12 protein-coding genes and 1 tRNA gene are annotated in these 12,855 nt (G+C 70.2%); 2 read left to right on the forward strand and 11 right to left on the reverse strand.

What is annotated here, in order from left to right:
• Positions 1–61: 61 nt before the first annotated feature.
• The 6 genes from HV824_RS05600 to HV824_RS05625 form a co-directional block, all read right to left on the reverse strand.
• Positions 62–571 carry a DUF305 domain-containing protein gene (locus tag HV824_RS05600; protein ID WP_176422837.1) on the reverse strand — a complete coding sequence of 170 codons (510 nt, stop codon included), beginning with the start codon at positions 569–571 and terminating at the stop codon, positions 62–64.
• Between the two features lie 155 nt (positions 572–726).
• A complete protein-coding gene (locus HV824_RS05605; protein WP_176417741.1) occupies positions 727–2,745 on the reverse strand; it encodes an adenylate/guanylate cyclase domain-containing protein in 2,019 nt (672 codons plus the stop codon).
• 9 nt (positions 2,746–2,754) lie between these two features.
• Complete coding sequence (locus HV824_RS05610) at positions 2,755–3,456, reverse strand: carboxypeptidase regulatory-like domain-containing protein (protein ID WP_176422838.1); 702 nt, start codon at positions 3,454–3,456, stop codon at positions 2,755–2,757.
• The gene (locus tag HV824_RS05615; protein ID WP_176422839.1) at positions 3,438–4,205 is read right to left on the reverse strand and encodes a hypothetical protein; all 768 of its coding nucleotides are present in this window, start codon (positions 4,203–4,205) and stop codon (positions 3,438–3,440) included. The genes HV824_RS05610 and HV824_RS05615 overlap by 19 nt, the downstream gene beginning before the upstream one ends.
• A gap of 132 nt (positions 4,206–4,337) precedes the next feature.
• A tRNA-Gly gene (locus HV824_RS05620) sits at positions 4,338–4,410 on the reverse strand.
• A gap of 59 nt (positions 4,411–4,469) precedes the next feature.
• Positions 4,470–6,641 (reverse strand): ABC transporter substrate-binding protein, encoded by a 2,172-nt coding sequence (locus HV824_RS05625; RefSeq protein ID WP_176422840.1) that lies wholly within the window; start codon positions 6,639–6,641, stop codon positions 4,470–4,472.
• A 157-nt stretch (positions 6,642–6,798) separates the two neighbouring features.
• Here HV824_RS05625 and HV824_RS05630 point away from each other — a divergent pair, with 157 nt between their 5' ends.
• The gene (locus HV824_RS05630; protein WP_255207787.1) at positions 6,799–7,638 is read left to right on the forward strand and encodes a hypothetical protein; all 840 of its coding nucleotides are present in this window, start codon (positions 6,799–6,801) and stop codon (positions 7,636–7,638) included.
• A gap of 54 nt (positions 7,639–7,692) precedes the next feature.
• On the opposite strand, the gene HV824_RS05635 is transcribed toward HV824_RS05630, so the two are convergent.
• From HV824_RS05635 to prfA, 4 genes are all read right to left on the reverse strand, one after another.
• The gene (locus tag HV824_RS05635; protein ID WP_176417745.1) at positions 7,693–8,082 is read right to left on the reverse strand and encodes a zf-TFIIB domain-containing protein; all 390 of its coding nucleotides are present in this window, start codon (positions 8,080–8,082) and stop codon (positions 7,693–7,695) included.
• Between the two features lie 146 nt (positions 8,083–8,228).
• Positions 8,229–9,491, reverse strand: a complete 1,263-nt coding sequence (gene murA / locus HV824_RS05640; protein ID WP_176417746.1) for a UDP-N-acetylglucosamine 1-carboxyvinyltransferase — start codon at positions 9,489–9,491, stop codon at positions 8,229–8,231.
• A 14-nt stretch (positions 9,492–9,505) separates the two neighbouring features.
• Positions 9,506–10,387 carry a peptide chain release factor N(5)-glutamine methyltransferase gene (prmC, locus tag HV824_RS05645; RefSeq protein WP_176417747.1) on the reverse strand — a complete coding sequence of 294 codons (882 nt, stop codon included), beginning with the start codon at positions 10,385–10,387 and terminating at the stop codon, positions 9,506–9,508.
• Positions 10,384–11,472, reverse strand: a complete 1,089-nt coding sequence (prfA, locus tag HV824_RS05650; RefSeq protein WP_176417748.1) for a peptide chain release factor 1 — start codon at positions 11,470–11,472, stop codon at positions 10,384–10,386. The genes prmC and prfA overlap by 4 nt, the downstream gene beginning before the upstream one ends.
• 155 nt (positions 11,473–11,627) lie before the next feature.
• Here prfA and HV824_RS37220 point away from each other — a divergent pair, with 155 nt between their 5' ends.
• Positions 11,628–11,750: a hypothetical protein gene (locus tag HV824_RS37220; protein WP_013941470.1), complete on the forward strand. Its 123-nt coding sequence runs from the start codon at positions 11,628–11,630 to the stop codon at positions 11,748–11,750.
• Here HV824_RS37220 and HV824_RS05655 read toward each other — a convergent pair.
• Positions 11,747–12,855: CapA family protein (locus HV824_RS05655; protein WP_176422841.1), on the reverse strand; the 1,109-nt coding region annotated here is incomplete at its 5' end. The two genes, HV824_RS37220 and HV824_RS05655, sit on opposite strands and share 4 nt — an antisense overlap.

The following is a 12,855-nucleotide window of genomic DNA, read 5'->3' on the forward strand; positions in this document are numbered from 1 at the left end:
GCCGTCTTCGAGGCTACCGGACACGGCTCCGCGCCAGACATCCGTGCGTCATGGCACTTGTCTATCTTGCGGGCGCGGGGCTTCGCGGATCATGGGGAGGAAGGTCGGGAGCACCCTCCGGCGTCGCATTGCGCTCGAGGTCGGCGATGAGCGTCTCCATCTCGCCGATTTCACGAACCTGGGCCTCGATGATGCCATCGGCGAGCTTGCGCACCCGCGGGTCGCGGAGGTGGGCGCGTTTGCTCGTCATGATCGCGATCGAGTGGTGCGGAATCATTGCCTTCATGTACGAGACGTCGCTCACCGTCTCCTGGCTGCGGACGAGCCAGAGCGCCACCGCGAACGCGGTGATGCTCCCAGCCAGGATTGCCACGTTCGCCCGCCTGTTCCCGTACATGGACCACATGAAGAGCAGCATGATGACGGCCATGGTCGCGCCCATCACCACGGCCATCCAGGCCCTCGTCTGGCTGAAGCGAACGTGGTCGAGTGCATAGGTGTTCAGGTACATCAGGCCGAACATCACCAGGATTGACGCGGCGATCATCGCGCCAAAGCGTGCGTAGTTCATTCACTCCTCCAGTCCCAGGGGCCTGGCCTCCTGCTTTAGAGCGCCTTCCGCGCCATGCGGGACCGCGCGCGCGTGGGAGCCATGCAGCAGACACTTCCGTCCGGCGAAGCGCTCGCCTGAAGACGGTTGAGGGGGCAGACGCCTCCGGGGCGCCGCTACTTGCTGTCGAGGACGAAGACGCCGTCCCAATCCTCGGGAGGGGGCGCCGTGAGCAGGGCCTCGCACCTCGCGGCGAACCGCCCCGAAGGCACGTCCTCCGGCGAGGCGAGGAACGCGGCTCGGGCCTCGGCGAAGCGGCGGGCCCGGTAGAGCGCGAGCCCCTCGGCGAAGCGCGCGAGGTGCGGTGGAGGAGGCGTGCCCGCGGGGCCCACCAGCTCGAAGACGCGGACCGCCTGCTGCTTGCCCTTGACGCGCAGCAGGTCCAGCTCTCGCGCCAGCACCACGCCCCGGGCGGCGGCGAGCGTCTCCTCGGCCACCAGCGTGCGGGTGCCGTAGACCTTGGCCGCGCCCTCCAGGCGCGAGGCCAGGTTCACCGTGTCGCCGATGACGGTGTAGTCCTGGGCCGCGCTGGAGCCGATGTTGCCGGCCACGGCCTGCCCGGTGTTGATGCCGATGCGGCAGTCCAGCGGGGGCAGCCCTCGCGCCGTGAACCCGGGGGCGAGCCGCTCCACCACCGCCACCAGCTCCAGCGCGGTGAGGCACGCGCGCGCCGCATGGTCCTCCTGCGGCAGCGGCGCGTTCCAGAAGCACATGATGGCGTCGCCGATGAACTTGTCGAGCGTCGCGCCGTGCTTCGTCAGCACGCCGGTGGCCTGCTCGAAGTAGGTGTTGAGGACGGCGACGAGGTCCTCCGGGCTCATCTGCTCGCTCATGGACGTGAAGCCCACCAGGTCGCTGAAGAGCACGGTGAGCATCTTCCGCTCGCCGCCTGGCGCGGCCTTCTCCGGGTGCTTGATGAGCTCGTCCACCACCTGGGGCGCGAGGTAGCGCTTGAAGAGGCCCTTTATCTGGTCCCGCTGCCGCAGGCCGATGACCATCTCGTTGAAGGACTGCGCCACCCGGCCCACCTCGTCCGAGCCGCGCACGGGCACCTCGACGGTGAGGTCCCCCAGGCGCACGCGGCCGGCCGCGGCCTCCAACTGCACCAGCGGCGAGGCCATGCTCCGCGCCATGAAGACGGCCGCCGCCAGCGCGAGCAGCGCCACGCCCAACGCGGTGGGGATGAGCCAGCGCTGGAAGCGCTTGAGGATGGGGTTGATCTCCGCGTCGAAGTCGCGCAGCACGAACACCTGGCCGATGCGCGTCCCATCCACGCCGCTCAGCTCACCCCCGCGCGCGAGGTAGTGCGTGCCTTCGATGTACACGTCGTGGGCCTGTCCGGACCGCACGCCGTCGCCGTCGAAGAGCGCGCCCACGGGGAGCTGCGAGGCCAGGGCCCCGTCCTCCGTGCGCACGATGAAGCGGGCGCGGGTGTCCCCCATGTGGGGCCCGGGGGCCCGGGGCGCCAGGGGTTCCTCCAGCAGCACATCCCGCACCCACTGTCCGGACAGCACCACGCCCACCGGGTCCCGCCGCGAGCCGTAGGCGGGCTGCGCATGGACGAGCAGGAGGTCCCCGTCCCGGAGCTCATCGGGAGGAACGAAGACGAAGGGCAGGGCGCGCAGCTGCGCGGGAGACCAGAGCGCGGAGGTGGGACCTCGCTGGAGTGACGTGGCGAGCAGGGGGAGGTCGACCGGGCCTTCGCTCAGCTGCTCCGGTGCCGCGCGCGTGTAGACGAGCCGCCCGCTGGCGTTGAAGAAGGCCCAGGGCAGCGGGCCGTCGCGGCTCCAGCCGAAGGCCTCGGTGTCCGCCGAGTCGATGACCTCGCGGGCGCTGATGATGCCGTCCGTCTCCGAGCTCGCGTCGCCCAGCCCCGCCTCGGCGTCGACGGAGTTCACCGACAGCGACATCTCCTTGAAGGAGCGGTCCAGCGTGCGCGCCTCGGCCACGTCGCGGATGCGCTCCTGGCTGGCGCGGGCGAGCCGCTCGAAGGACTGCAGCGTCCGCTCCAAGTCACTGGCGATCTTCTCCTTCGCCGCCGCCTCCACGGCGAGGTTGGTGAGCAGCAGCGCGGTGACGAGCGCCGCGCCCGCGAGCGCCATGAAGGCGAGGATGAGCTTCTGGGCGAGCGTCACGGGAGGCGCTCAGCGGTCCTTCTCGGAGTAGTCGGGCCGGGGGGTGTACTTCTTGCCGCGCTTGTCCAGGTGGGTGTCATCCGTGCGCGTCTCCACGAGCGTCAGCGTGGTCGTGCTGGCGCGGCCCGCCTCCACGACGACCTCCGCGCGGGCGATGTCGCTCTTCTCGTCCCGCCGGTGGACCGCGAAGATGGGGTAGCGCCCGGGGGGCACGCCGCGCAGCACGAAGCGCCCGTCCGCGTCCGTCACCGCGAAGGCGCGGTTGGGGACCACCACCAGCGTGGCCACCATCTGCTCGTGGATGTCGCAGTAGACGTCGATGACGCCCGTCTTCTTGAACGTCTCCACGTACTTCTCGCCGGGCCGGTTCTTGCCCGCGTCGAACTTGCGGGCCCCCGAGCGCGAGAAGACGTTGTGCAGCACCACGTCCTTGTTCAGGAACTCCACCTTCTGCCCGGCGACGATGGGCAGCACGCCTGGGGTGAACGACTTGTTGGCCTGGCTCATCACGGCCACCTCGGCGGGAGGCTCCTCCGTGTAGCCGGTGAGGTAGACGACGACGCCGGAGCGGTCCGCCTTCGGGCGCTGCTCGCCGTCCGCGCCGATGACGGAGATGCGCACCTCGCCCTGGACGCTGCCCGGCTCCGCCGACGCGGGCGATGCGGCCAGCAGGAGCGCCAGCAACAAGGACTTCAGAGCGCCACTGCCCATATGAGCCTCGGCATGAAGCGGGGGGTTTCGGGGGCCACGGCCGTCAGCCCGAACAAGGTGCCGGCCGTCACCCACATCCGGCCGAACGTCCACGCCACGCTCGGCCCGACGAAGAGGTGCGGGTCCTGGTTCGCGTCCTTCAGGCCGAACTCCCCGAAGGACTCGAGCGACAGCCGCAGCTCGTCCTCGATGACGGGGTAGGACACGCCGACGGAGTACGTCCCGAGGATGCGGGCCGGCCCCTCGTCGCCGCGCAGCGCGGGGAGGCCCACCTGCGCGCCCAGGTCGACCGTCGTGCGGAGGCCGCTGTCCCACTGGTACGAGCCGACGAGGTCCACGTCCACGCGCGAGGGCTCCGGCGTGTTGATGGCCTGGTGCCACACCGCGCGCACGAGCGGCTGGAAGGCGCGGTCGTCCCCCCGGGGGAAGAGCCGGTAGCGGAAGTCCGCCTCGAAGGACTCGAGCTGGGTGTCGGTCTGGTTGGCGCGCACCTGGAAGGGAATCGCGAGCTCCAGGTGCTGGCTCAGTCCGAGCACGGGCCCCCACCATATCCAGTACACCGATGGCCGCTGGGGGGCGGCTGGAGCGCGGCTGCGGGCCCACAGCCACTGCTCGAGTTCGACGTCCCCCTTGGGGACGATTTCGGTGTCAAAGGTCCAGATGAAGGAGCGGCGTCCCGCCTGCGCGGGCGCGGCCCACGTCAGCCCTACGATGCATGCCACCACTGTCACCCAGTGGGTTGTGCGCATTCGGCCTCCCACCCCCGCCTCGGGGGTGCCTGTGCGATTGACTATCACACAGTCTGGGAGGCGGCCCGAGGCCGCAAAACACGAAGGCCGGCAGTCCCGAGTTTCCTCAAGGACTACCGGCCTTTGTAAGTGAGCGGCGGAAGGGATTCGAACCCTCGACCCCGAGCTTGGGAAGCTCGTGCTCTACCAACTGAGCTACCACCGCGGGCGAAGCAGGGCGCAAGGTACGGGCCGCCCCGTGGCTTGTCAACGGGAAGTGCGGCGCTACTCCGACTCCTCGACGGTGAGCTGGTATGCGTCCTGGAAGTTGGACTCACGGTTGCGCGCGTCGCGGACCTCGAAGAGGTAGACGCCCGGCTCGGCGCTGTAGCGGATGCGCTCCGGCTGGTCGCCCTTGGCCCGGTCCGCCGTCTGCACGAGCGACAGCTTCCCGTCCGGCTGCACGCGGTGCAGGTACAGCCCCACGTCGACCTTCAGGATGCCCAGCAGCGTGGCGCGGATGGGCGTGCGCACCGGCCGGTCCGACAGGTCCAGCCGGAAGAAGTCCGTGTCCTTGACTGGATACACCGTGCCACGCATCGGCTGCCCCAGCGTCAGGTCCTGCGCCCGGTCCGCGGTGTTGTTGGGCTCGCGCTCCTCGCCGCCGTTGTCCGGCACCGTGGTGACGGTGATGCGGTAGGGCTGCTCGGCGTTCTCGAAGTCCTTCACCCACTTGCCGTCCACCTTGCGCGACGCGCCCTCCACCCGGAAATAGCAGGCGCCTTCGCAGGCGACGTTGTTGAGGCGCTCGGGCTCCTTGATGGCGCCGTCGTTGGCGCGCAGCAGCACCGTCTCCTTGCCGGAGTCTCCCTCCGGGGGCTCCACCATGGAGAGCACCAGGTCCAGCCGCTCCACGCCCGTCAACTCCACCTTCGCCAGCACCGGCTCGGACGTCTTCAGGACGAAGTGGTCCACGTCGCCCCTGGGCGCCAGGAAGCCCTCGCGGTAGCCCCCGGCCGTGAGCGTCGTGGCCTTGTGGAGCTCGTCGTTCGGCTCCAGCTCCGCGCTGGCGCCGGCCTCCTCCTGCGACACGGTGAGCGTGTACGGCATGGTGGTGTTGAAGGTCCGGCGGGCCTCCTTGCCGGTGCCCACCCAGCTCGTCTTCACCACCACGTAGACGACGCGGTCCATGGCGCGCACGCCGATGTTGCGCAGCGACAGCGTCTCGCCCTCCTTGCCGCGCAGGGTGAAGAGCGGCGCCTCCGCCGCGGACAGCACCGACAGCTCCGGCCGCACGCCGTCCACGCCGGTCAGCTCGATTTTCAGCGCCACCGAGGGCGGCTCGGGCGGCTCGGGGGGCACGTCCGGCTCGGAGGGCGCGGCGACCGCCGTGCCCGCGTCCAGCGCGCGCGCAATGGCCTCGCCCACCGCCTGGCTCCCCACGGGCGGCGGCTCGCTGCCCGCGAAGGTGCCCTCCACGGCGGGGGAGGGCGGGGCCTCGTCACGACCGAAGCCGTTCATCCCGCCCTGCATGCCCTCCTGCGCCATGAGGCCGGACGCTCCATCCCCCTCCGGGCCCCGGGGCGCCGCGCCTTCCTCGGCCTCGAAGCCGTTGCCGCCCAGGTCCTGCCTCGCGCCGGAGGGGCCCTGTCCGTCCTGCGCGCCAGCGCCGTTCGTGCCCCGTGTGCCGGCGAGGCCGCCGCCCAGCGCGTCGTCCTGCCCCTGGGGGGCGCCTGGTCCGCCAGCGCCGCCCTCGGTGGGCGCCGTGCCCCGTGCTGGCGAATCGCCAAAGGGCGCGGTCGCCGGGTCCTCCGCCGTCCCACCTGGGCCCGTCCCTTCCGGGGGCGACGGTAGCGCCGGGTCCGGCAGCTCAATGCGGTACCAGTCCTCGTCGCCGGAATGGCCCAGGAAGGCCGTCACCGTCTGGCCCAGCGGCAGACTCACCGCGTCCACGGCGCGGTCGTTGGGCTCGCGCTCCTCGCCGTCCTCGGGCGCGCGCATGCGGACCTCGAGCGTGTACGCGCCGCCCACGCCCTTGCGGGTGGGCACCACGCGGAGGAAGCGCTCGTTCTCCACGAAGAGGTTGGGGAAGCGCTCCGGCTTGCCCTCGCCCTCGCTGTTGATGCCCACCAGGCGGTTGCGGTCGCGGTCATACACCTCCAGGGTGATGTCCCCGCCGGGCAGGCCGGACACGGTGACGTCCGCGATGCGCGGCGCGCCAGGCGCCAGCCGGTACCAGTCCTCGTCCGCCTTGTTCGGCTGCGCGGTGAGCTCCGCGCTCACCGTGCTGTTGCGGGTGAGGTCCAGGGCCTGGTCAGGCCTGTCGTTGGGCTCCTGCTCCGTGAGCGCGGCCGGCCCCGTCTCCACCGGCCCCGCGTCCGGAGCTTCCGGCGCCTTGTCTTCCTTGCAGCCGGCCAGCATCAGCCCCAGCACACAGGCCCACCCCCAGCGTCTCATCACAGTCTCCTCCAGCACAAACCGCCATCCTTCCCGTCGGGGACGGAGTGTCAAGCACCCCAACATCCGCGAGGGCGCTTTCATCCGCACCCGCCCGGCCGCTCCGTGCGTGCTCGGACTGGAGCCGCGCGCGCGAGGCGATCAAAGATGCGGGGACATGCGACGCCTGCTCCTCGCCTCCCTCCTGACCGCCACGGCGGCCTCCGCCGCATCCAATGTCCCGCCTGGCTACGTCCAGGCCTCCGATTGGCTCGACCGTACCCGCCAGCCGGAGCGCTATGGGCCCCTCAACGTGCTCGACGGCCGCGACTCCACCGCGTGGTGTGTCAGCGCAGATGGGCCCGCGTCCTTCACCTTTGGCTTCAAGGACATCGTCACCGTGGACGAGGTCCGCGTGTACACGGGGGATGGCTCGGACCGGGCCGCGTTCAAGGCCCGCGCCCGGGCGCGGAAGCTCACGCTGACTGGCATCAAGGAAGCACGCAGCGTCAGCGTGGAGGACAAGCGGGGGCTCCAGGCGGTGCCCCTCAAGCCAGGGCTTCGAGGCGCCCGCTTCACGCTGGAGGTGTCGGAGCGCTTCCCGGGCGCCAAGGACGACGCGCCCGTCTGCGTCACCGACATCGTCTTCTACTCCAGGGGGAAGGCGCTCAACGGCACCTGGCTGGCGCCCAAGCTGCGCTACAACGCCCGGCTGGCGCCGCTGCTGGGCACCTGGTTTGGTGGCCTGAAGGGCGCCCCGCACCGCTTCCTGTCCTTCTACCTGGACGGCACCTACAGCCTCACCGAGGAGCCCTTGGAGGGCGAGGTGTCCACGACAGTCAGCGGGGCCTACACGCTGTCCGGGGAGAAGCTGTCCCTGGACGTCCCCCCGCACGGGCGGGTGACGGTGCGTTTCCCGCGAGGGGACTCAGAGGGGACGCGCCCGCCAGATGCGTCGCTGGCGTTCGACGGGCCCGTCGCCGAGGCCTGGGGCGAGGCGTTCCGCGGCCAGCGGTGAGCTGACGGGGGGGCTGCCGCCCGCCCGGCTTCCCGGGAGGCGAGGCAGTTCGCCTTAGAGGATGGCCATCTTCCGCTTCACGCTGAAGTGGCGGAAGAACGCCATGATTTCCTCGACCGCGATCTTCACGTCGGTGGCGTCCTGGAACTCGGATTCCAGGAAGATGCCGCCGCAGGACTCGCAGGTGTCGTAGTGCAGCGGATGCTGGCGGTCGCCACCGTCCACGCGGACGAGGTCGACCTGGCACTCGGGGCACTGACCCGTCAATGCCTCCGCATCTACCTTGCCGCCCTGGCTCTCCAGCCCGGGGAGGTTGTTGTGGAGCAGGACCCGGTTGAGGTCCGCGACGTCAATCCAGAGGCCGCCGCAATCTCCACACTTTCGCAACGTCTGGTCATCCCCCTCGAGATCGGACATCTCGACGTTGCAGCTGGGGCAATCCATGGGGCGGTTCCATTCTCCTGTTGGGGGGGAGTGGTGTTCTCCCCAGTCGATTGGAGAATGATAGGTCGCGCGAAATTTTGGATGCAACCCGCCTTGCGCAGTCTGTTGGCAACGCGCCGTCCCGTCGCCCCCCGAGCCCCTCGGCCCTATGCCTTCTCGCGGCGGATGTCCGCACCCAGGCCGCTCAGCTTGCGCTCCAGGCGCTCGTAGCCCCGGTCCAGGTGGTAGACGCGGCTGACGTCGGTGCGACCCTCCGCCCGCAGGCCCGCCAGGATGAGTGACGCACTCGCCCTCAGGTCCGTTGCCATGACGGGCGCGCCGCTCAAGCCCTTCACACCCTTCACCACCGCTGTGTGCCCCTGGATGGTGATGTCCGCGCCCAGCCGGTGCAGCTCCGGCACGTGCATGAAGCGGTTCTCAAAGATGTTTTCGTTGATGACGGACGTCCCCTGACTGACGGACATGAGGGCCATCAGCTGGGCCTGCATGTCGGTGGGGAACCCCGGGTGCTCCGTGGTGGTGATGTCCACCGCGTTCAGCCGCTGGGGCGCCTTGCAGCGCAGGCCGCCGCCCTCGGCGGTGAGGGTGCATCCGGCCTCGCGCAGCTTCTCCACCATGGCGTCCATGTGCTCGGACACCACGTGCTTCACCAGCACGTCGCCGCCGGAGATGGCCGCCGCCACCAGCAGGGTGCCGGCCTCGATGCGGTCGGGGAGGATGGCGTGCTCCACCGGCTTCAGCCCGTCCACGCCTTGAATGGTGATGATGGACGTGCCCGCGCCCTCGATGCGCGCCCCCATCTTGTTGAGCACCTTGGCCAGCTCCTCGACCTCGGGCTCGCGGGCGCAGTTCTCCATGACGGTGCGGCCCTTGGCCAGCACCGCCGCCATCATCACGTTCTCCGTACCGGTGACGGTGATGACGTCGAAGTTGACGGTGCCGCCCTTGAGCTGCTTCGCCGTGGCCTCCACGTAGCCTTCCGTGAGGTGGATGTCCGCGCCCAGGGCCTTGAGCCCCTTGAGGTGCTGGTCGATGGGCCGCGCGCCAATGGCGCAGCCGCCCGGCATGGACACCCGCGCCCGGCCGAAGCGGGCGACGAGCGGCCCCAGCACCAGCACGCTGGCGCGCATCGTCTTCACCAGCTCGTAGGGTGCCTCCGGGGTGATGTGGCCGTTGACGCCCACCCGGCAGACGTCCGACGTCTCGGTGCTGCGCTCCGCGTCGCAGCCCATGGTGCGCAGCACCTTGAGCATGGTGGCGACGTCCGCCAGGTCCGGCACGTTGCGGTAGGTGGAGGTGCCGTCGGCCAGCAGCGCCGAGGCGAGGATGGGCAGCGCCGCGTTCTTCGCGCCCGAGGCCTGCACTTCGCCGTGCAGCGCCTGGCCGCCCTTGATGACGATCTTGTCCATGGTTCCCTGCGTCTTCAGCCCTGTGGCTCGTTGGCCACGGGCTGTGTCCCAAAAGCCATCCGTTCCCGCCGCTCCAGGTCCTTCTCCACCCGCGCGTCCGCGTAACCCGCGGCGCGCAGGAGCTCCAGGACGGCGGGGCCCTGGTCCTCACCAATCTCCATTGCAAGGAGGCCGCCAGGCTCCAACCACTGGCGCGCGCCCGTCACCACCCGGCGCACCGCCACCAGTCCGTCCGGCCCGCCGTCCAGCGCCAGCTTCGGCTCGCGCCGCACCTCGGCGGACAGGCCGGCAATCTCCTCGGAGGCGATGTACGGCGGGTTGGAGACCACCACCTGGAAGCGCTCGCCCGCGGGCACCGGGGCGAACAGGTCCCCCTGCAGCACCGTCACCCGGTCCGCCACGCCCAGCGCCTGGGCGTTCTCCCGCGCCAGCGCGCAGGCGTCCGGCGACAAGTCAGTGGCGATGACGGTGGCCAGGGGCCGCTCGGCCGCCAGGCTGATGGCGATGCAGCCAGAGCCGGTGCACACGTCCAGCGCGCGGCCGGGCGCGTCCTTGGGGAGCATGCGCAGCGCCGCCTCCACCAGCAGCTCCGTCTCCGGGCGCGGAATCAGCACCCGGGCGTCCACCTTGAAGGGGCGGTTGTAGAACTCGCGCACCCCCGTCAGGTACTGCGTGGGCTCGCCCGCCATGCGCCGTTCAATGAGGGCACGGTAGGCGCCCAGCTCCTCCTTGGAGAGCGGGCGGTCCAGGTCCACGTACAGTCGGACGCGGCTGAGCTTGAGCACGTACGACAGGAGGATCTCCGCGGTGAGCCGCGGGGCATCCACCTGTCGCTTCTCGAAGTGCTGCGTCGTCCAGGTGAGGACCTTGCGGATGGTCCAGGGGTCGCTGCTCATGCGGAGGGCTTCGGGCCGCCGGCCGTCTGCGCCTTGAGCGCTTCGGCCTGGTAGTAGGTCCGGCAGGCGGTGACGACGTCGTCCACGTTGCCGGCCATGACTCCCGGCAGGTTGTGCACGGTGAGGCCAATGCGGTGGTCCGTCAGCCGGTCCTGCGGGAAGTTGTAGGTGCGAATCTTCTCGCTGCGGTCACCGGTGCCCACCTGGGCGCGGCGCGCGGAGTCTCGCTCGTTGCGGATGCGCTCCTGCTCGATTTCGTAGAGCTTCGCCCGCAGCATGCGCATGGCCATGGTGCGGTTCTTCAGCTGGCTCTTCTCCTGCTGGCACTTCACCACGATGCCCGTCGGGTGGTGGATGAGGCGCACCGCGGAGTCCGTGGTGTTGACGCTCTGGCCGCCCGAGCCCGTGGAGCGCATCACCTGCATCTCGATGTCCGCCGGGTTCACCTGCACGTCCACGTCCTCCGCCTCCGGCATCACCGACACCGTAATCGTGGACGTGTGGATGCGGCCCTGCGTCTCCGTGGCCGGCACCCGCTGCACGCGGTGTACGCCGGACTCGTACTTCATGTTGCTGAAGACGGCGTCGCCGGACAGCGTCACCGTGGCGTCCTTCACGCCGCCCGCGTTACCCGGGCTCATGTCCAGGATGTCCGCCTTCCAGCCCCGGCGTTCCGCGTAGCGGAGGTACATCTGCATGACCTCCTCGGCGAAGAGCGCGGCCTCGTCACCGCCCGCGCCCGCGCGGATCTCCAGGATGACGTTCTTCTCGTCATTCGGGTCCTTGGGCAGGAGGAGGATCTTGAGGCTGGCCTCCATCTCGTCGCGCTGCTCCTTCAGGCCGGGCAGGGACTCGCGGGCAAAGGCCTTCTCGTCGGCGTCGCTGCTGCCGAGCCAGGCTTCGACTTCGCTGAGGTCGGCGAGCACCTTGCGGTAGGCCCGGAAGGCCTCGACCAGCTTCTCCAGGCCCGCGCGCTCCTTGGACACCTTCTGGAGCCTCGCCGAGTCGGCGAGTACGTCGGGGTTCGACAGGTCGGCCGTCAGTCGTTCGAACCGGCGCTCGACGTCTTCGAGTTTGTCAATCATCGTCGTTCCGGGGGGTATTGCCCCTTTGCACGGCCTCTGGCAAGGGCGGGCGGAGTCAAGAAATTCCTTGGACGCTTGGGCGGGAGCATGAAAAAAGGGCCGCCCTCACCGCGCTCAGCGGTCGGTTTCACATCACCTACACGGAGTCCTTCCACATGCCCGCCCAGAAGGGAAATCGTTCCAAGAAGAAGGTCGCCAACCGTGCCAAGGGCCGGAAGGCCCAGCTGAAGCGCCGCCGCAGCCGCGCCAAGAAGGGCCAGTCCAACAACAAGGTCTAGTGCGTTGGCGACTCCCTCCCTCGGAGTTCGGGGGAGGGAGGCGGACGGGCCCACGGCTCCAGCTCGGGCAGCATCCGCTCCACGCCTTCTGAAGACTCCGCCAGGAGCCGCAGCACCGCCTCCGCCGCCTCGCCCGTGACGGGCACCGGCTGGAAGGGCAGCTCCGGGAAGCGGTCGGTCCTCAAGGGCAGAATCTCGCTGGACAGGTAGCCGCCGTCGGGCCCGAAGTGGCCCTTCCACAGGGCGCCGCGCTTGTCGCGAGGGTTCCAGTTCCCCCCGAAGACGAAGTTCCCCAGTGAGTAGACGACCGGTCTGCCCTGGTACAGCTCCATGGCTTGAAGGACGTGGGGGTGGGCGCCCAGCACCCCCGCGGCGCCCGCGTCGATGGCGGCGTGGGCCAGCCGGACCTGGTAGGGCTCCGGGGTGTAGGTGCCTTCGCGCCCCCAGTGGAAGTAGGGCAGGACCAGGTCCGCCTGGGCCCGGGCCGCGGCGATGTCCTCGCGGAGCATCCGCGTCATGACGGCCTCGTCGGAGAAGTGGCCGGCGACCCCAGGGGTCGTCTCCGTCGCAAGGACTCCAGGCGGTTCGATGTTGCGCGTGCCCAGGAAGAAGTAGCCCAGCAGCGCCACCCGCTGGCCGCCCACGGTGACGATTGCGGGGCGCCGGGCCTCCGCCAGGTTCCGGCCCGCGCCGAAGTAGGGGATGTGCGCCGCGTCCAGGGTGTCCAGCGTGTCGAGCAGGCCCTGGGCGCCGTAGTCCATCAGGTGGTTGTTGGCCAGGCTCACCACGTCCACGCCGCCGGCGGTGAGGATGCCCACCAGCTCCGGCTTCGCGCGGAAGTTGAAGTTCTTCGGCAGCTTCTCGCCGCGCTCGGTGAAGGGGCACTCCAGGTTGACGACGAACAGGTCGGCGGCGTCCGTCAGGGGCTTCACCTCCTGGAACCCGTAGGCCAGCAGGGCGTCCTGGGGGCGGCCCTTGGCGGTCTCCGCGTCGTGGTGTGTCTGGTAGTTGTGGCCCAGGGTCACGTCGCCGCCCACGATGATGGACACGGCGCGGGCCTGGGGCTCGGCCCCCGGTGCCTCGGGGGAGGGGGCGGGGCCTGGGC

This window comes from Myxococcus sp. AM009 (genome assembly GCF_013372605.1).
In the GTDB taxonomy this organism is placed as follows: Bacteria; Myxococcota; Myxococcia; order Myxococcales; family Myxococcaceae; genus Myxococcus; species Myxococcus vastator.

What these genes read in the sequence shown, in the direction of transcription:
- HV824_RS05635 (WP_176417745.1), bottom strand. Translation starts at nt 8,082, where the DNA reads ATGGATTGCCCCAGCTGCAACGTCGAGATGTCCGATCTCGAGGGGGAT.
- HV824_RS05615 (WP_176422839.1), bottom strand. Translation starts at nt 4,205, where the DNA reads ATGCGCACAACCCACTGGGTGACAGTGGTGGCATGCATCGTAGGGCTG.
- prmC (WP_176417747.1), bottom strand. Translation starts at nt 10,387, where the DNA reads ATGAGCAGCGACCCCTGGACCATCCGCAAGGTCCTCACCTGGACGACG.
- HV824_RS37220 (WP_013941470.1), top strand. Translation starts at nt 11,628, where the DNA reads ATGCCCGCCCAGAAGGGAAATCGTTCCAAGAAGAAGGTCGCCAACCGT.
- HV824_RS05600 (WP_176422837.1), bottom strand. Translation starts at nt 571, where the DNA reads ATGAACTACGCACGCTTTGGCGCGATGATCGCCGCGTCAATCCTGGTG.
- HV824_RS05610 (WP_176422838.1), bottom strand. Translation starts at nt 3,456, where the DNA reads ATGGGCAGTGGCGCTCTGAAGTCCTTGTTGCTGGCGCTCCTGCTGGCC.
- prfA (WP_176417748.1), bottom strand. Translation starts at nt 11,472, where the DNA reads ATGATTGACAAACTCGAAGACGTCGAGCGCCGGTTCGAACGACTGACG.
- HV824_RS05630 (WP_255207787.1), top strand. Translation starts at nt 6,799, where the DNA reads ATGCGACGCCTGCTCCTCGCCTCCCTCCTGACCGCCACGGCGGCCTCC.
- murA (WP_176417746.1), bottom strand. Translation starts at nt 9,491, where the DNA reads ATGGACAAGATCGTCATCAAGGGCGGCCAGGCGCTGCACGGCGAAGTG.
- HV824_RS05625 (WP_176422840.1), bottom strand. Translation starts at nt 6,641, where the DNA reads ATGAGACGCTGGGGGTGGGCCTGTGTGCTGGGGCTGATGCTGGCCGGC.